This window comes from Flagellimonas iocasae, from assembly GCF_042682725.1.
In the GTDB taxonomy this organism is placed as follows: Bacteria; Bacteroidota; Bacteroidia; order Flavobacteriales; family Flavobacteriaceae; genus Flagellimonas; species Flagellimonas iocasae.
The window spans coordinates 227,814-245,620 of record NZ_JBHUHU010000002.1; the positions used below are offsets into that span (position 1 = coordinate 227,814).

Here is a 17,807-nt window from a genome sequence, read left to right on the forward strand (position 1 = left end):
CAATTGTTAACGGTTGGTTAAAAAAAAGCTATTTTTCGACGTTTTAAAATCAAATAAAAAATGAACAGAGTCAAGTATTATGCAGCTTCTGTGCTGTTTCTTTTTGGAGCCGTGTTAATGGCACAGGAAGAAGATGCCAAACCAGAACGGGAGCCAGGTCACTACAATCAAAGTAGGTTTAAACAGTTGTATGAAGAATTTTCCACCCCGAACAACTACCGCTCCGCATCGGGAGCTCCGGGTCCGGATTATTATCAACAACAGGCAGATTACGTCATCAGCGTTGAGTTGGATGACAAAAATGCCAAAATCAGTGGAGAGGAAACCATCACCTATCATAACAACTCTCCAGATGATTTGGAGTTTCTATGGGTGCAGTTGGACCAAAACGTCCGCGCCAAGGATTCAAAATCACCGCTGAGAGACGGTAATGGAGTAAACATTGCGTACACTGCCGGCAACTTTGCCGAAACCTATATGACCGAACCTTTTGATGGCGGTTTTAATATTGAATGGGTCAAGGATGCCAGCGGAAAACCATTATCGTACACCATTAACCAAACCATGATGCGGGTAAATATTCCCCAAGCATTGAAGAGCGGTGACCAATTATCGTTCTCCATAAAATGGTGGTACAATATTCCTGATCATACCATTAGCCGTGCCCGTTCTGGATACGAATATTTCCCAGAAGATGGCAACCGTGCCTATGTTATTGCACAGTTCTTCCCAAGAATGGCGGTTTACAGTGATGTGGAAGGATGGCAGAACCATCAGTTCTGGGGTAGTGGTGAGTTTGCACTTCCCTTTGGGAATTATGACGTGAGCATCACGGTTCCTGCCGACCATATTTTGGATGGTACCGGCGAGCTTCAGAACAGGGATGAAGTCTTCTCCAAAGAAATGATGAAGCGCTACAAAGAAGCCAAAAAGTCGTATGACAAGCCGGTAATCATTGTAACCCAAGAAGAGGCCGAGGCCGCTGAAAAAGGTTTTTCAACCGAAAAGAAAACATGGAAGTTTAAAGCGACCAATGTAAGGGATTATGCCTTTGCAACGTCCCGCAAGTTTATCTGGGACATGCAGGCCGTAAATATTGGAGGCAAGGACATTATGGCGGTTTCTTTATATCCAAAAGAAGGAAACCCACTATGGGAAGACATGTCCACAAAAGCTGTGGTACAGACACTCCAAACTTATTCCAAACACACATTCACGTATCCATACCACAAGGCCATTTCCGTACACGCCAAAAATCAAGGGATGGAATATCCAATGATTTGCTGGAACTACGGTCGTCCCAACGAGGATGGAACCTATTCCGATCGTGTGAAATTTGGTATGATCAGTGTGATCATTCACGAAGTAGGACACAATTTCTTCCCCATGATCGTAAACTCAGATGAGCGTCAGTGGGGATGGATGGATGAAGGTTTGGATACCTTTATGCAGTATTTGGCCGAGCAGGAGTTTGGAAAAAATAACCCATCTGTTATCGCTCCCAATGAAAAATATCCTTCGCAAAGAGGAAATCCAGCCGACATCGTTCCATACATGGCCGGTGATCAAAGTTATATTTCCCCAATCATGTCAAACCCAGAAAACGTTTATCAATTGGGGCCAAACGCCTACGGTAAACCAGCCACTGCGTTGAACATCCTTAGAGAAACGGTTATGGGTGAGGAATTGTTTGACCACGCCTTTAAAACCTATGCGCAACGTTGGATGTTCAAGCACCCGACCCCAGAAGATTTCTTCCGTACCATGGAGGATGCCTCTGCCGTGGACTTGGATTGGTTCTGGAGAAGCTGGTTCTACACCACCGATTATGTAGATATTGGAGTTAAAGGAGTGAAGAAATATTACGTAAGCAACAAGCCCACCAAGCAAATGGAAAAGTATATGGCCGATAGAAATATCACTGAAGCCGATTTACCACCCTTGGTGTACTTGGCAGAAGAAGATAGTGAGGACTACATGCCCGAACTTAAAGGGAAATCCCCAACCGAAACTTCCAAAAATCTTAAGGAGTTCATGATGGACAACATGACAGAAGCTGAGAGGTCCAATGTCAAAGAACCAAAATACTTCTACGAGATAACTTTTGACAAGCCAGGAGGTGTTCCAATGCCATTGATCGTGGAATACACCTATGCCGATGGTACCAAAGAAAACGTTACCTACCCGCCAGAAATTTGGAGAAAGAACGATGCTGAAGTGAAAAGGGTGATTTCATCCCAGAAGGAATTGGTTGGTATTGTTGTGGATCCCAAGTTGGAAACGGCGGATATTGACACCACCAATAACGCTTGGCCCAAAAAAGAAGAGAAATCAGACTTTGATAAGTTCAAGGATAACATCAAAGGAAAATAAGCTTGGAAAATAGCTGTTAAAGCCTCGTGAATTCACGGGGCTTTTTTTATTTTCCTACCAACTTCTGTTTATATTTGTTGTATGTATTTTCTATTCATAAGCGGTGCCGAGATATTTTTCATCCTATTTATAGTGGTGATGGTTTTTGGTGCCGATAAGATTCCTGGTATTGCCAAGGGACTTGGCAAAGGAATGCGCCAACTTCGTGATGCCACGGACGACATCAAACGTGAAATTCAAAAAAGTGCCGACAAACAGGGGATTGACACCGACTTTACCAAAGACATCCGCAAGGAGATTGATGAAGTCAAGAAAAATGTTGATGAGGTAACAGGTTCGGTAAAAAGAAACCTCAAATAATCCATGTTTAAAAGATTGCTCGAATGGGATAGGGATACTTTTGTCTATCTAAACAGTTTGGGCATTGAAAAATACGATGGGTTCTGGGCCACCATTACCGATATCGTAACATGGACCCCGCTATTTATCCTCTTTCTGGCACTGTTGTTCCTGAAATTTCCAAAAAGGGAAGCTTGGTTTAAATTTTTGACCATTATTGGATTGGTCATTTTTATTACAGCCATAACCCATTGGACCAAAATATCAGTAGCCCGATTACGTCCCAACAATACCGAAGAAATCAATACCCTCATCCGAATTTTAAAAAGTCCAACCGATTACAGTTTTTTCTCAGGTCATGCCTCCAGTTCTTTTTCCATTACCACATTGGTGTTTCTTTTTCTTAGGAAAAGGATAAAGTGGGCAGTACTGTTTTTCATCTGGCCCATTTTGTTTGCCATGAGCCGAATCTATGTTGGGGTGCATTTCCCAATTGATATTTTAGTGGGTACCCTAGTTGGGATACTTTCTGGGATTCTTTTCTATAAACTGTACCAGCGATTTATTTTACCCGACTCAGCGTCAACCCGTCCCTGATGGGCAATAGTACGGTTTCAACCCTCGGGTCACTTTGTAATTTTTTGTTGTAGGCCTTCAACGCGATGGTAGCTTTGTCTGATGGCGGAACAGGTTCCACCACTTTCCCGGACCAAAGCACATTGTCCGATAAAATAACACTTCCAGGTCTAGTTTTTTTGATGACCACTTCAAAATAAGCGTCATAGTTCACTTTTTGGGCGTCGATGAAAATCAAATCAAAGGTGAGGTCCAAGTTTGGGATAATGTCCAAAGCATCCCCTGTATGTTGAACAATTTGGGAGCCATACCCGCTTCGGTCAAAATACTTGCGTTGAAAACTGTGCAGTTCCTCGTTGATTTCAATCGTATGCAATTCTCCCTTGTTGCGAAGTCCCTCTGCCAAGCAAATAGCTGAATAGCCGGTGTAGGTCCCAATTTCCAAAATGTATTTTGGTGCAATGATTTTCGATAACAAACTCAATACCCGACCTTGAAAATGACCTGTAATCATTCGAGGTTGCACTACTTTGAGATGGGTTTCTCGTGTGAGTTCGGTCAATAGTTCGGGTTCAGCTTGTGAATTTTCGGCAATGTAGTCTTCCAAAATGTTGGACAGGAAATGCATGGTTTATTTTTTTCAAAAATAGATAAAAGAACTACATTCGGAGACAACTTGAAAGGCCAAAGCAAAATGACCTCAGACCAAATAACAGTTCGAAATGCCACCTTGGAGGATTTGCCTATTCTGCTCAACTTTGAGCAAGGTATCATTACCGCAGAGCGCCCTTTTGATGTGACCATCAAAGAAGACCCTGTCAGTTATTACGACCTTGAGCGCATGATCAAGGATGAGGATAGCTGTGTTGTTGTGGCCGAGATGGAGGGCAAGGTGGTCTCCTCCGGATATGCCATTTCCAAACGGGCACGGCATTATCTTGATCATGAATTCTATGCCTATTTAGGATTTATGTACACGGACCCAGGTTTTAGGGGAAAAGGAATAAATGCGTTAATTGTGGATGAATTGAAAAAATGGTCCAAAGAAAAAGGCTTTAAGGAAATCAGGCTAACGGTGTACAATGATAATCTTCCCGCAATTAAAGCTTATGAAAAGGTGGGCTTTAAAAAGCACATTATAGAAATGCGTCTGGAATGATTTCCGCACCCTGAAAAATACTTTCACAAATCGTATTTTTGAAGCAAATCAAATAATGCATGACATTCCAAAATACCCTTGAGTTTGCACAGCAGTTGGATGCGAAGGACAAACTTTTCAAATACCGAAAGGAATTTCACTATCCAAAGGTAAATGGAAAGGAGGTCATTTATTTTACTGGAAACTCTCTGGGATTACAGCCCAAACGTACCCAAGCCTATGTGGATGAGGTCATGAAAGATTGGCGTGAATTGGCCGTTGAAGGTCATTTTTATGCGGACAAACCGTGGTGGGATTATCATGAACGTTTGGCTTCCGGTTTGGCAAAGGTGGTAGGGGCAAGTCCAAAAGAGGTTACGGTGATGAACACCCTTACTGTGAATCTTCACCTGTTGATGGTGTCCTTTTATCAACCTACGGCAAAACGATTTAAGATTCTTTGTGAGGAAAAAGCATTTCCCTCTGATCAATATATGTTGCAAAGTCAACTGAGATTTCATGGATTGGACCCCAAAGATGCCTTGGTAGAGGTGAAAAAACGGGATGGTGAACATTCATGGCGCACTGAGGATATTCTTGATAAAATCAATGAAGTAGGCGAGGAGTTGGCCTTGGTATTGATGGGTGGTGTAAACTATTACAACGGTCAGGTTTTGGACATGGAAGCAATTACCAAAGCGGGGAAATCGGTTGGGGCCTTTGTGGGATGGGATTTGGCCCATGCCGCCGGCAACGTTAAATTGAACCTGCATGATTGGGATGTTGATTTTGCCGCTTGGTGCAGCTACAAGTATATGAACAGTGGTCCGGGAAATGCTTCGGGTAGTTTTGTGCATGAAAGACATTTGGGTAAAACGGATATTCCCCGTTTTGAAGGCTGGTGGGGCAATAAAAAGGAAACCCGCTTCTTAATGGAACCCGAATTTGACCCCATTGCAACCGCGGACGCTTGGCAGTTGAGCAACCCTCCCATATTATCATTGGCACCTTATTTGGCTTCTTTGGAACTTTTTGATGAGGTGGGTATGGACGCCCTCTTAGAAAAACAAAAGACGATAACGGCCTATTTGGAGTTTGTTTTGCATGAAATTGATAAACAGGTCGAGAGTTCCTTCGAGATTATTACCCCAAAAGAACGGGGATGCCAACTTTCTGTCTTTTTGCATGGAGAAGGTCGTTCGTTGTTCGATTATCTTATGAAAAATGGAGTCATTACCGATTGGCGGGAACCCAATGTCATCCGGTTGGCTCCGGCTCCGTTCTATTGTTCCTATGCGGATATGTACAACTTCGGGCAAATTTTAAAGCAGGGTATTTTAAAGAAATAGTCCGAAGAAAAGTTATCGTCGAAATTTAAATCTTCGCTCCAATGAATAGATTATTTTGTCTCATACTGATTCTGATTGCGATATGGTCATGTCAGCAGACTATGAAATTTGATAGTTCTAGATGGAAAGCTGCGGGAGGAGAAAATATCACTTTAGATATAAGGGCAAAAATGGTAGATGATTTAATTGAGAGTGAAGTGCTTTTAAATAAAGATAAATCTCAATTAATTGATTTGATTGGTTCTTCTGAAAAACTGAATACTGTTGAATATGATAGTATATTATATTTTCCTGTTCAAGAGAAATACGGGTTGGACATTGACCCAAAGGAAATGACTTTTTTGAAGATAACTATGAATAATAAGGGAGAATCAGTATCAGTTGTACTACATTCTACCAAATAAGTAATCATTTTAATTTCAGTCAGCTTAAGTGTAATATGCGGTCATTGTTGCTCATCCTCTCCAATCCAAGGTATTTTGGTCCTTCTTGGATTTTCGCCAGTGTTAATATTTGGTTTGGAACCTGGGCCATTTACATCCCCTCCGTAAAAGAGAAGTTAGGAATTGACAAAGCAGATTTGGGTATCGCACTTTTCTGTTTGTCGCTAGGGGTTTTCACCATTTTTCCCATGGCGTCCAAACTCATCAACAAAATAGGCGTTGGTAAAGCATCATGGATTGGGGTCATGTGTGTTTCTGTGGCAGCCATGCTACCTCTTATGGCGCCAAACTATTATTTGCTGATGGGTGGACTCTATCTCTTTGGTGCAGGTACAGGGTTCACCGATATTGCTATCAATACGTTGGTCACCGAGATTGAAAAGGAGGATAAAGTCAACTTTATGTCAGCCGCACACGGGTTTTTTAGTCTAGGTGGTATTTTGGTAGGCTTGGGCAGTTTTCTCATTCCCGTGATTGGAAGTCCAGTCTTGCACATGGGCATTACGGTGGTTTTGGTATTTTTTATCAACCTTTATTTTAGCAAACATTACATCAATGTAGTGGCAGCCCCAGCAGAAAAGGAACCTTTTAGTTTACGACTTTTTAAGCCCCTATTGCTCTTAGGAATTATTGGTTTTATCTGTTATGCCTGCGAAGGTGCCATTGTGGATTGGAGTGCACTATATCTTCAAGAAGTGGTTTTGGCCCCTGAAATGCTTATTGGTGCCGGATTTTTGGCTTTTTCGGTCACAATGACCCTAGGTCGATTTTTGGGTGATGGCATCAGCTCTCGGATAGGTCCAATCAAGTTGGTAGGACTGGGCGCATTGATAGCCGCTTTTGGTTATGTTTTGATTTTGACCCAGCATACCACGTGGTCCATTATCGGATTTGCTTTTAACGGTCTTGGTTTTTCCGTGATTGTTCCTGAATTGTTTCGCATTGGCGGGAATGTAAAGGGTGTGGATTCCTCCCAAGGAGTCGCCTTTATTGCGGGGTCGGGCTACCTTGGCTTTTTATTGGGACCTGTTGTACTTGGATTTATTGCGGAATCAACCTCACTCACCTATAGTTTTTCCGTACTGCTAGGTTGTATCTTGACAGTATTGGCAATTACTTTCTTCCTTCGAAGAAAACGAAAATAAAAATGCTTACTCCGTAACGGACAGACCTGTAAAGTAGAGGTGGAAACTACCATCTCCTTTTTTGTGGTCCTGGGCAATCTCCAAACCGTCAATATCTTTGTAGTTTTCCCACGTGGTGGCTAACGATGGCTCTTCTTGGTTGGATTTTCTGTAGACCCATTCCTTTATGATATAATCATTTTTAAAATAAAAATCGTAGGCGTCACCAGGAGTGTATCCACCCTCATTTTTATACACAATGGTCAATTTTTGCATGTCTTCCCCGCTAATCGGAGCCTTTTCTGATGCCACATGCTCAAAAGTATAACTGTTGGAATCCCACATCAAGTTGAACGGGGCCATAAGCCAATAGCGGTCGTTGATAAAACCAGCATTCCTTTTATACGCAATGCTATCCATGGATTTTGGGTTATAGGTCAAGGTATCAGCACCTGAAATGGCGGTGACTTCATTCATCTTCGGTTTCCAGACCCAGCTACGCTCAAAATGGGTGCTGTCCCTATCCACATTAAAAGTGAAGGTAATTTCAGAAACGGATTTCCAGTTTTCATAGCCATGGGCATTGGCAATTTTTTCGGGAATGGTCAGTTCCGCTTCGGGTTCTGTTTCAGTGGTTGCTTTCTTTGGCTCGGTTTTACAACCGATGAAAAGTACAAATGAAAAGATGAATAGGGTGTATAGTGGCTTCATGTCTGATTTTTAATCAAATATACCATGTTTTTGGTATCTTGCGCGCCATTTTTTCGACAGATTGAATAAATCAACCCACACAAGTGACTTTTCTTAAAAAGCTGTTTCTAATAGTAATAAGTAACCCCGACAAAGCATCTTTGGAAACGGAAGACCTGTGTGCCCATCTATCTGATGAGGAATTAGTGGAACGGATAGTTGCAAACAATGACCCCTTACTTTTTGGGCGGTTGTATGACCGCTATGCCAAAATGGTGTACAACAAATGCTATGGCTTTGCAAAGTCTGATGGCGAAGCGGAAGATTTGACCCAGGATGTCTTTTTGCAGCTGTTCATCAAGTTGAAGACGTTCAAAGGAAAGTCCAAGTTCTCAACGTGGTTATATTCCTTCACCTATAATTTTTGTGTCAACTATGTCAACCGGAACAAACAGCGAAAAATGCGCGATCAATCCATTCCTGTTGATGAAACCGAATACAAATTAAAGGCCGAAGTTCCCGATGAGAGCCTTTATGAAATGAAAGCCGAAAAGTTAAAAAAAGCATTGGAGTTGATTTCAGTGGAGGATAAATCCCTATTACTATTAAAATATCAAGATGGGGCCAGTATCAAAGAATTGGTGAATCTAATGGAAATTGGGGAAAGCGCCGTAAAAATGCGATTGAAGCGTGCAAAAGAAAAACTAATGGAAATCTATAACACCCTACAATAGATGGCAAAGCAACACAGGAACCCCTTCAAACAATTGGAAGCTTCGCTAATGGAAGCCCCGCCAGAAATGAAGCAAAAAGTCATGAACGATATAGCTGCGGCCAAGTTGATCATGGACCTAGCTTCGCTATTTTCCCTGAATGTGGGGAGTGCATTGCGAAAACTATTCAGAACCCTGGGAGACAACTAACTACAACATAAATAAACAAAAATGGAAACACTGAACAACTGGAAAAATCTAACTATTGATTCACTTTCGTCGATGGGAAAGGAAATAGCTGCCGTTTTCCCCAAAATTATAGGCGCCATCACAATTCTTATCGTAGGGTGGTTGGTCATTAAAATAGTTTTGTTCCTTTTGGGGAAAATTTTAAAGCTTACAAAAGTCAATACGCTCAGTGAACGCATCAACGACATGAATGCATTCGGCAAAGGGGATTTTAAAGTGGATATCGTAAAGATTATACTTGGTTTTGTAAAATGGGGGCTCATGCTCGTCTTCTTGATTGTTGCCGCGGATATTCTTAACTGGGGGGTGATTTCCAACGAAATTGGAGTTCTATTGCGCTACTTGCCCCGATTTTTTAGTGCTTTGGTATTACTTATGATTGGCTTCTATATTGGGAACTTGGTAAAGAATACTGTTAAACGTTTGTTCGATTCTTTGGAGTTGGGTGGTTCCAATTTGGTGAGTAACCTATTGTTTTATATCATCGTTATTTTTATGTCAATCACCGCTTTGAACCAAGCTGGGGTGGACACTACCATTATCACCAATAATATCACCATGATTTTAGGCTCGTTCCTGTTGGCTTTTGGTCTAGGATTGGGATTAGGTTCCAAGGATATTATTGCGGACATTCTTCGGTCTTATTATACCAGAAAGACCTATGCGGTGGGCGACAAAATTACCATTGGGGATGATTCAGGGGTTATTGAGGCTATTGAAAACAACAGCCTCACCTTGCTGACCAAAACCGGAAAATTTGTCATTCCCATTAAAGATGTGGTCGCCCAAAAGATAGAAATTAGGTCGTAGAACCTGTATTTGGACAAAAGCGGATATTGCACCTATATTTCCTTGGAATTTGATTATTTTTGAAACTTTCAATACATAAAAAATGAGTTCAACGAAAGGAAAGGTTCAAGAATTGATCCAAGAAAAACTGCTAGACGAGCGAAAGATATTTTTATGGGGCCAGGTAGATGACGATTCTGCCAAGCACGTAATCGACCGTTTACTTTATTTGGATCTTCAAAACCATAAAGAAATACAATTGATCATAAACAGTCCGGGAGGTTATGTCACCTCTGGATTTGCCATTTATGACACTATTAAGCAAATTAAAAGTCCAGTTTCCACCATTTGCTCCGGATTTGCGGCCTCTATGGGGTCCATACTTCTATCCGTAGGAGAAAAGGGTAGACGATTCATACAGCCACATGCAAAAGTAATGATTCACCAACCCAGTGGTGGTGCAAGAGGTCAAGCTTCTAACATAGAGATTCAAGCTAGGGAAATTGTTAAGACCAAGGAATTGAGTGCCCAATTGTTGGCGGATAACTGCGGTCAAAGCTTTGAGAAAATCATGAAGGATTTTGATCGGGATTATTGGATGGATGCCGAAGAATCTTTGGAATATGGGATAGTGGACGAAATCTTGAAATAAAAAACAAATAGCCTTAAAAGGGAAAAAGTCCTTCGCAAGTTTTTGGGAAGGACTTTTTTCATATATATGGACGCCGAAGCGGAATATTTTATTTATAAGATATACGTCAAGATGTAGGCCATAAGATTTTAAAGAAGTGTTAAAACTGAAAGTGATGCTTATTTTGTTTTCGTGTTGCTTTTGTAACATGTTGACTTTTAGTTAAAAGCACAAACAACCAATGATATCCAATTTCCGTATTTTTACAGGATAATTGGAATTCGCCATTTGGCATTTATGACACAGACTCCTAAAAACATCGCCATCATCGGTTCCGGATTGGTGGGTTCGCTCTTAGCAATTTATCTACGAAAAAAAGGACACGAGGTTACGGTTTTTGACCGTAGGCCAGACATTCGGACCATCAAATTTTCTGGTCGTTCCATCAACTTGGCCATGAGCAATCGTGGGTGGCGTTCGCTGAAACAAGTTGGATTGGAAGAACGCATCAAGGAAATAGCCATTCCGTTGGACAAGCGGGCGATGCATGTAAACGATAAACCCGTCTATTTTCAAAAATATGGAAAGGAGGGTGAGGCTATTTGGTCTATCTCACGGGGAATCCTCAATAAAAAAATGATTGATTTGGCCGAGGAGGCAGGAACCGAATTCCGGTTCAATGAAAAAGTATGGGATGTTGATCTTCCCGAAGCCAAAATTTATACGGGGGAAACCGAGAAGAGCAAGTGGAAGGAATATCAATATGACGTTATTTTTGGATGCGACGGTGCTTTTTCAAGAGTACGCCATAAAATGCAGCGCCGCAGCCGATTTGATTACTCCCAAGATTTCATCGATGTGGGATATAAAGAGCTCACCATTCCCGCTAATGAAGACGGTACCCATAAATTGGACAAAAATTCGTTCCATATTTGGCCGCGGGGCAAATTCATGCTGATTGCAATGCCCAATATAGATGGAAGTTTCACCTGTACCCTCTTTTTACCATTTGAAGGAGAGGTTTCCTTTGAAAGCATCACTACCGAAGAAGCTGCCCGAAAGTTTTTTGGCACCTACTTTCCCAACGTAAAAAAGGATATTGAGAATCTTTCACAAGATTTTTTCAAGAACCCAACCAGTGCCATGGTAACCATGAAGTGTTATCCATGGACATACTGGGATAAAGTGGCTTTGGTGGGTGATTCTGCCCATGCCATTGTGCCATTTTATGGACAGGGTATGAATGCCGGGTTCGAAGATATTTATGTGTTGAATGAGCTTATGGATACCCATGGTGACAACTGGGCGACTATTTTCGAGAAATACCAAAAAGAACGAAAACCCAATGCCGATGCCATTGCGGAGCTCAGTTATCGCAATTTTGTGGAGATGAGCAGCAAAACGGCTGACCCAAAATTTTTGTTGCAGAAAAAGATTGAAAAATGGTTTTCCGCCAAGCATCCTGACAAGTGGATTCCTATTTACTCCAGAGTTACCTTTTCAGAACGACCTTATGCCGAAGCATTGGCCATAGGTGATGAGCAGGAGGCGATTATGCAGGAAGTGTTGAAAATGCCCAATATTGAGAAGGATTGGGAAAGCAAGGAGGTAGAAGGTAAGATTTTGGAACTGTTGGGAGATAGTTAGAAAACTTTCTGGTTTGGTTGTCATTTTGAGCAAAGCGAAAAATCTCTTTTTTCGGTTCGACACGAATTTCACGAATTTTCTCGAAAGCAATTTTATTTGGTTTTACTCCGTCACCCTGAATTCATTTCAGGGTTGCACCAGTTTTGATGTGCAGCGGAGACCTCATGCCTGATGGACAGGTAGGCAGTCAAGACATCTTGGTGCGGTTTGATACTAATTTCACGAATCACACGAATTTTTTCAAAAATGTATTCTGAAATGAGATGCCGAAACCAGTACGGCTTGATACTTTTAAAGGTTTTATTGTCATTTTGAGCGAAGCGAAAATCTCTTTTTTTGGTTCGACACGAATTTCACGAATTTTCTCGAAAGCAATTTTATTTGGTTTTACTCCGTCACCCTGAATTCATTTCAGGGTCGCACCAGATTTGGATGGGATGCCGAAACGAGTTCGGCATGACGTTGAATCATCCTTTGTCATTTCGACCGAATGGGAGAAATCTCAATAGGAATAGAAATGAGATTTCTCAGTCGTAAACTCCTTCGAAATGACTTGATAGTGCAATAAAAAAGCCACCAAAACGGTGGCTTTTATTTTTAGAAAATTGCGATTGATTTACAGCTTTGCAAATAAATCTTGCATTCTTTCTTGCTCTTCTTCTGCCAATAGTGGGTCTACCAAGATTCGTCCACTATGCTCATCCGTAATGATTTTTTTACGGGAAGCAATTTCCACCTGTACCTGAGGTGGAATAGTGAAGAACGAACCTCCAGAAGCACCACGCTCCACAGGAACCACGGCAAGACCATTTTTTACATTGGTGCGAATCCTTTTATACGCTTGAACCAAACGGTCTTCAATTTTTTCTTCAAACTCTTCTGATTTTTTCAAAAGGGCCTTTTCTTCTTTTTCTGTTTCAGCAAGGATGGCATCCAATTCTCCTTTTTTGTGCTTCAAGTGACCTTCACGCTCAGAAAGTTTGTCTTTGGTGTCAGCAATCACTTCTTTTTTCTGCTCAATCTGCGCTTTGAATTCCTTAATGTTCTTTTCAGCCAATTGAATTTCCAATTCTTGGAACTCAACTTCTTTGCTCAACGAGTTGAACTCACGGCTGTTACGTACATTCTTTTGCTGCTCAGCGTATTTTTTAATAAGTGTTTTGGACTCCTCAATGAGGTTTTTCTTGGCGGTGATCTCAAAATTGATGGTCTCAACGTCAGTTTTTAATTTATCCATACGGGTCTTAAGACCAAGTACCTCGTCCTCCAAATCTTGTACTTCCAATGGGAGTTCACCTCGCACATTGCGTATTTCATCAACCCTGGAATCAATAAGCTGTAGATCATACAATGCTCTCAATTTTTCTTCCACGGTGCTTTCTTTTTTGTTCGCCATATTATTTATAAATACTTGATGGGATTTGTTTTACTCTTCGATAAAGAGACTGCAAAATTAGGAATTTTTTTTGTAAGATAATCAACCAATAAATCTTTTGTAAACTGCTCAGTTTCAAAGTGCCCAATATCGGCAAGAACCAATTGTTTTTCTGCTTCAAAAAACTGATGGTATTTTAGGTCAGCCGTAATGAAAATATCAGCTTTGGCTTTTTTGGCCGCCGATATGGCAAAAGCCCCACTTCCTCCCAAAACTGCAACTTTTTTCACCTTTTTACCAAGCAATTCACTATGGCGCACTACCGAAGCATTCATTTTCTTTTTGACATGCTGTAAAAATTCAACCTCATCCATTTCAGTTTTCAACATGCCAATCATCCCCATGCCAATATCTTGGTTTACGTTTTGAAGCACCGAAATTTCATAAGCGACTTCCTCATATGAATGTGCATCAAAAAGGGCTGAGAGGATTGCTGCTTCCTTTTCAAATGAAAAAATCACGTTGATTTGGGTTTCTTTTTCAGTATGGACCGCACCAATTTTTCCGATACTTGGGTTGGCCTCATTTCCGGCTAAAAAAGTGCCTTGGCCTTCCAAACTGAAACTGCAATTGCTATAGTTTCCAATTTCTCCTGCTCCTGCTTTAAATAGGGCCGATTTTATAGTTTCTGCTTCCTTGATAGGTGCGTAAGTGGTCAATTTTTTGATGGTTCCCGCCTTTGGGATAAGAATGTGGGGGTTCTGTACGCCCAAAACTTCACAAATCTTTGCATTTACGCCATTTTTACTGTTGTCCAAGGCGGTATGCATACTGTAAATAGCAATGTTGTTGGCAATGGCCTTCATCACCACACGCTGCACATAATTACTCCCGGTAAGTTTTTTGAGTCCAGAAAAAATGATGGGATGAAAACTGACAATCAGATTGCATTTTTTTGAAATTGCCTCGTCCACAACGTTTTCCAATGTATCCAATGTGACTAGGATGCCGGAAACCGTCATTTTTTGGTCTCCCACCAGCAATCCAACGTTGTCAAAATCCTCTGCATGGGCCAAAGGGGCCAGCTCTTCCAGTATTTTTGAGATATCCTTTACGGTCATTTGTATTTCTTAAGTACGCTAAAGATAAAATATTATATTTTCGTCCCATGCTGCAACTGCTTCGCAAAATAGCGTTTCCCTTTTCATTGATCTATGCCTTGGTTGTGCGTATGCGCAACTTTTTCTACGATAGGGGAATTTTTAAATCGAAATCTTTTATAACCCCAACGCTCTGCGTGGGGAATTTAAGTGTGGGTGGTACAGGAAAGACCCCCATGATTGAATTTTTGGTGCGTTTGTTTGAAGGTCATAAGGTTGCAGTGCTCAGTAGGGGTTATAAAAGGCAATCCGAAGGATTTTTATTGGCTGATGCGGCTAGTTCCGTATTGGATTTGGGTGATGAACCTTATCAAATACATCAAAAGTTCCCGGAAATCAATGTGGCTGTGGATGCGAATCGCAGAAATGGGATTGCTCAGCTAGAAATCTTGGTGAAACCTGAAATCATTCTGCTGGATGATGCATTTCAGCATCGAAAGGTAAAACCAAGTTTTTCAATTCTTTTGACCGCTTATGGACAGCTTTATGTGGACGATTGGTATCTCCCAACAGGGAATTTGAGGGATAGTAAAAGTGAAGCTAAAAGGGCCAATAGCATTATTGTCACCAAATGCCCAGAGGATTTGTCTGATGCAGAACAAACCAAAATCATTGAGAAGTTGAAGCCATTACCACATCAGCAAGTGTTGTTTTCCAAATTGAAATATCACACGGTTCTTCAGGGAGGTGATTCCCAAAATCTATCCCTTTCCGAAGTAAAAGGAGGAAAAGTGGCATTGGTTACGGGTATAGCAGCTCCAAAACCTTTGGTAGAGCATTTAAAGTCTATTGGGTTGGTATTTGAACATTTCGAGTTTGGAGACCACCACCATTTCTCCGACGGTGATATCCAACAATTCCACGGATATGATTGGATTCTCACCACGGAAAAGGATTATGTTCGGTTAAAAGGCAGGGTTAAAAACTTGTTCTATTTGGAAGTGGCCCACAGTTTTAGTGCGCAGGACCGCTCATTTTTGGAGAAAACCTTAAAAAGTTTGGTTTAAATCAGCCCCTGCATCTTCCTTCTGAAGATGTTCTCGCCTATTTTTTGATAGAATACCTCAGGTTTAAATGGCTTGGTAACCACATCGTTGCAGCCCGCTTTGTAGAAGCTGTCCAAACTGTCATCCAAGGAAATTGCGGTCAATGCAATAATTGGGATATCAGGATCAAATTTTCGAATTTGGCGCGTCGCTTCCTCACCACTGATTCCCGGCATGTGAATGTCCATTAAAATACAATCGTAGGTGTTCGCCTTGGCTAAGTCGATCGCCTCGTTTCCGTTGTTGGCAATGTCGCACGTAATTTCTTTTTTGGTAAGCATCTTTTTGGTGATGACCTGATTGATTTTATTGTCTTCCACAATCAGTATATGGAGTCCTTTAAAATCAAATTCCTCAGCATTCAATTCAAAGGTTACATCATCGATAGCCTTATCATCGCATTTTAAATCCATCTCAAAGAAGAAGGAACTACCATGGCCAATTTCACTTTCCAGTTGAATGGTGCTTCCAAAGAGGCCAAGCAAACTCTTAACGATGGTAAGGCCAAGTCCGGTTCCGCCATACTCACGGTTGATTTGGATAGAGCCCTGCTCAAAGCTGTCAAAAATATTTTTCTGTTGATCTTCGGAAATTCCAATACCGTTATCCCTGACCTCAAAGTAGAGTTTCACCTCATCTTCATCACGTTTCAACATTTTGGCAATGACCTCTACCTTGCCATTTTTAGTGAATTTGAGGGCGTTACCCACGAGGTTCATAAAGACTTGTGACAATTTTATGGGGTCACCAAGAAGGTGTTGGGGGATGTTCGGGTCATAGTCCAAAATAAGCTTGGTCTTGTTCTCACTTGCGTTCTGCTGCAAGGACTCCACCACATCCGTAAGCACTTTTTCCAATTTGAATTCAATGCTCAACGGCTCCAGTTTGTCAGCATCAATCTTATTGATTTGAAGGATGTCATTGATAAAGTTCAACAGATATTCCCCAGAAAACTTCAAGGATTTTAAGTGCTCTTTTTGGTGTTCGGCTGGGTTTTCTTCTAACAATAAGTGGGTAAGCCCCGTTACGGCGTAAAGCGGTGTTCGAAGCTCATGCGTTACTGTTGAAAGGAAATTGGTTTTTGCTTCCATGGCCGAAACCGCTGAATCCCTGGCCAACTCCAATTCTTTGTTCTTGGTGTACAACAAATCGTTGGTCTTCAACTTGATCTGGTTGTTCCTAAAAAGCGATACGGCCAATAATGAGATAATAGTTAAAAAGGCCGAGGTTAAAATTGCTGTGATTTCTGAACGGTTTTTGGATTCGCTCAGTTCCTCGTTTTTCGCGGTGAGCTTGTTTATTTCGTTCATTTGGTGCTCAAACCGCAATTTCTCTGCTGTGTTGGCATCCAGTTTGGCCTTTTCAATAGTGAAAATGGAATCTTTTATATTTTCCAAGGCCCTATTATACTTAAGGGCCTCGTTGTATCTACCAACTACCTCATAGATTTGGGATAATTCTTCGTTGGCAGTTCGTATTTCTTTAGAAAAGCCGTGTTTTTCTGCGAGTTCCAGAGCGGCTTTGGAGTGTACAATGCCTTCGTCGGTATCGTTAAGTTTGATGCTGATTTTGGCCAGTTGCAAATTGGCTTTGGTGGCCAAATATGCCCTTTCCTTATCGTCTGAGTTCACAATAAGGGCATGCAGATTCTTTATGGCATCGTCATATTTTTCAATATTCGTAAAAATATAGGCTTCCAAGAGAAGTATGTTATTGCTGAGATTTCTATTGTTACTCAGCATTCGAGATTCTTCCAATGATTTTAAGGACTGAAAGTTGTTGCCTTCTTCAAAACGGAGCGCAGCATCTAAATATAAATGGAAAGCTTGTCCGTACGAATAGGAGATGTCCTTCAAAAGAATGCTGGCCCTGTCCCAGTAAAAAATGGCTGTGTCACGATCACCTTCTTCCAAATATAGTCGTGCAAATTGATGATAGGTATCCAGTAATAGCTTGACGTCTTCGTTGCTTTCTGCAATTTTGGCGGCTTCGTCCAAGGTCTCAAGAGCCTTGTCTATCTTGTTTTGATGTCTGTAATCCGTAAATTCATCAAAAATGGCCTGTACTTTGGCCGTGGAACTAATATCTTTTTGATTTTGACCAAAAGAAAACTGTGTGCATATTAACATGCACAACAGAAGCAACGCCCTTGCGCCAATCCATTT

At 41.3% G+C, this 17,807-nt stretch carries 18 protein-coding genes; 13 read left to right on the forward strand and 5 right to left on the reverse strand.

The annotated features are described in order from the left end of the window. The first annotated feature begins 60 nt into the window (after positions 1-60). From ACFSJE_RS06860 to ACFSJE_RS06870, 3 genes are all read left to right on the forward strand, one after another. Positions 61-2,373 (forward strand): M1 family metallopeptidase, encoded by a 2,313-nt coding sequence (locus ACFSJE_RS06860; protein WP_379830245.1) that lies wholly within the window; start codon positions 61-63, stop codon positions 2,371-2,373. Between the two features lie 81 nt (positions 2,374-2,454). Continuing rightward, positions 2,455-2,733, forward strand: a complete 279-nt coding sequence (locus ACFSJE_RS06865) for a Sec-independent protein translocase subunit TatA/TatB (protein ID WP_207097621.1) — start codon at positions 2,455-2,457, stop codon at positions 2,731-2,733. A gap of 3 nt (positions 2,734-2,736) precedes the next feature. Next, entirely contained in the window at positions 2,737-3,309 is a 573-nt protein-coding gene (locus tag ACFSJE_RS06870) for a phosphatase PAP2 family protein (RefSeq protein WP_379830246.1), read from the forward strand. Here the strand turns inward: ACFSJE_RS06870 and ACFSJE_RS06875 are convergent. Beyond that, positions 3,275-3,916, reverse strand: a complete 642-nt coding sequence (locus ACFSJE_RS06875) for an O-methyltransferase (protein WP_379830247.1) — start codon at positions 3,914-3,916, stop codon at positions 3,275-3,277. The two genes, ACFSJE_RS06870 and ACFSJE_RS06875, sit on opposite strands and share 35 nt — an antisense overlap. Positions 3,917-3,982: 66 nt before the next feature. Between ACFSJE_RS06875 and ACFSJE_RS06880 the strand changes: the two genes are divergently transcribed. The 4 genes from ACFSJE_RS06880 (at position 3,983) to ACFSJE_RS06895 (ending at position 7,363) form a co-directional block, all read left to right on the forward strand. After that, entirely contained in the window at positions 3,983-4,447 is a 465-nt protein-coding gene (locus tag ACFSJE_RS06880) for a GNAT family N-acetyltransferase (protein WP_379830248.1), read from the forward strand. A 59-nt stretch (positions 4,448-4,506) separates the two neighbouring features. Further along, complete coding sequence (kynU, locus tag ACFSJE_RS06885; RefSeq protein ID WP_379830249.1) at positions 4,507-5,775, forward strand: kynureninase; 1,269 nt, start codon at positions 4,507-4,509, stop codon at positions 5,773-5,775. Between the two features lie 101 nt (positions 5,776-5,876). Beyond that, positions 5,877-6,179 (forward strand): hypothetical protein, encoded by a 303-nt coding sequence (locus tag ACFSJE_RS06890; protein ID WP_379830250.1) that lies wholly within the window; start codon positions 5,877-5,879, stop codon positions 6,177-6,179. 35 nt (positions 6,180-6,214) lie between these two features. Next, positions 6,215-7,363 (forward strand): MFS transporter, encoded by a 1,149-nt coding sequence (locus ACFSJE_RS06895; protein ID WP_379830251.1) that lies wholly within the window; start codon positions 6,215-6,217, stop codon positions 7,361-7,363. A 6-nt stretch (positions 7,364-7,369) separates the two neighbouring features. Here ACFSJE_RS06895 and ACFSJE_RS06900 read toward each other — a convergent pair whose 3' ends face one another. Then, positions 7,370-8,053 (reverse strand): hypothetical protein, encoded by a 684-nt coding sequence (locus ACFSJE_RS06900; RefSeq protein WP_379830252.1) that lies wholly within the window; start codon positions 8,051-8,053, stop codon positions 7,370-7,372. 140 nt (positions 8,054-8,193) lie between these two features. On the opposite strand from ACFSJE_RS06900, the gene ACFSJE_RS06905 reads away from it, so the two are divergent. From ACFSJE_RS06905 to ACFSJE_RS06925, 5 genes are all read left to right on the forward strand, one after another. Next, positions 8,194-8,766, forward strand: coding sequence for an RNA polymerase sigma factor (locus tag ACFSJE_RS06905; RefSeq protein WP_379830253.1), 573 nt, complete (start codon positions 8,194-8,196; stop codon positions 8,764-8,766). Further along, complete coding sequence (locus ACFSJE_RS06910; protein WP_379830254.1) at positions 8,767-8,955, forward strand: hypothetical protein; 189 nt, start codon at positions 8,767-8,769, stop codon at positions 8,953-8,955. It abuts the gene before it with no gap. A 21-nt stretch (positions 8,956-8,976) separates the two neighbouring features. Further along, complete coding sequence (locus tag ACFSJE_RS06915) at positions 8,977-9,804, forward strand: mechanosensitive ion channel family protein (RefSeq protein ID WP_379830255.1); 828 nt, start codon at positions 8,977-8,979, stop codon at positions 9,802-9,804. Positions 9,805-9,886: 82 nt separating this feature from the next. Beyond that, positions 9,887-10,435 carry a ClpP family protease gene (locus tag ACFSJE_RS06920; protein WP_379830256.1) on the forward strand — a complete coding sequence of 183 codons (549 nt, stop codon included), beginning with the start codon at positions 9,887-9,889 and terminating at the stop codon, positions 10,433-10,435. Positions 10,436-10,711: 276 nt separating this feature from the next. After that, positions 10,712-12,061, forward strand: a complete 1,350-nt coding sequence (locus ACFSJE_RS06925; protein ID WP_379830257.1) for an FAD-dependent oxidoreductase — start codon at positions 10,712-10,714, stop codon at positions 12,059-12,061. 616 nt (positions 12,062-12,677) lie between these two features. On the opposite strand, the gene ACFSJE_RS06930 is transcribed toward ACFSJE_RS06925, so the two are convergent. Then, entirely contained in the window at positions 12,678-13,457 is a 780-nt protein-coding gene (locus ACFSJE_RS06930) for a zinc ribbon domain-containing protein (protein ID WP_379830258.1), read from the reverse strand. Between the two features lie 5 nt (positions 13,458-13,462). Next, on the reverse strand, positions 13,463-14,557 hold the full coding sequence (locus ACFSJE_RS06935; RefSeq protein WP_379830259.1) for a Nif3-like dinuclear metal center hexameric protein: 1,095 nt from the start codon (positions 14,555-14,557) through the stop codon (positions 13,463-13,465). A gap of 47 nt (positions 14,558-14,604) precedes the next feature. Between ACFSJE_RS06935 and lpxK the strand changes: the two genes are divergently transcribed. Continuing rightward, complete coding sequence (gene lpxK, locus ACFSJE_RS06940; protein ID WP_379830260.1) at positions 14,605-15,603, forward strand: tetraacyldisaccharide 4'-kinase; 999 nt, start codon at positions 14,605-14,607, stop codon at positions 15,601-15,603. On the opposite strand, the gene ACFSJE_RS06945 is transcribed toward lpxK, so the two are convergent. Beyond that, entirely contained in the window at positions 15,600-17,771 is a 2,172-nt protein-coding gene (locus tag ACFSJE_RS06945) for a tetratricopeptide repeat-containing hybrid sensor histidine kinase/response regulator (RefSeq protein WP_379830261.1), read from the reverse strand. The genes lpxK and ACFSJE_RS06945 overlap by 4 nt on opposite strands. Positions 17,772-17,807: the final 36 nt, after the last annotated feature.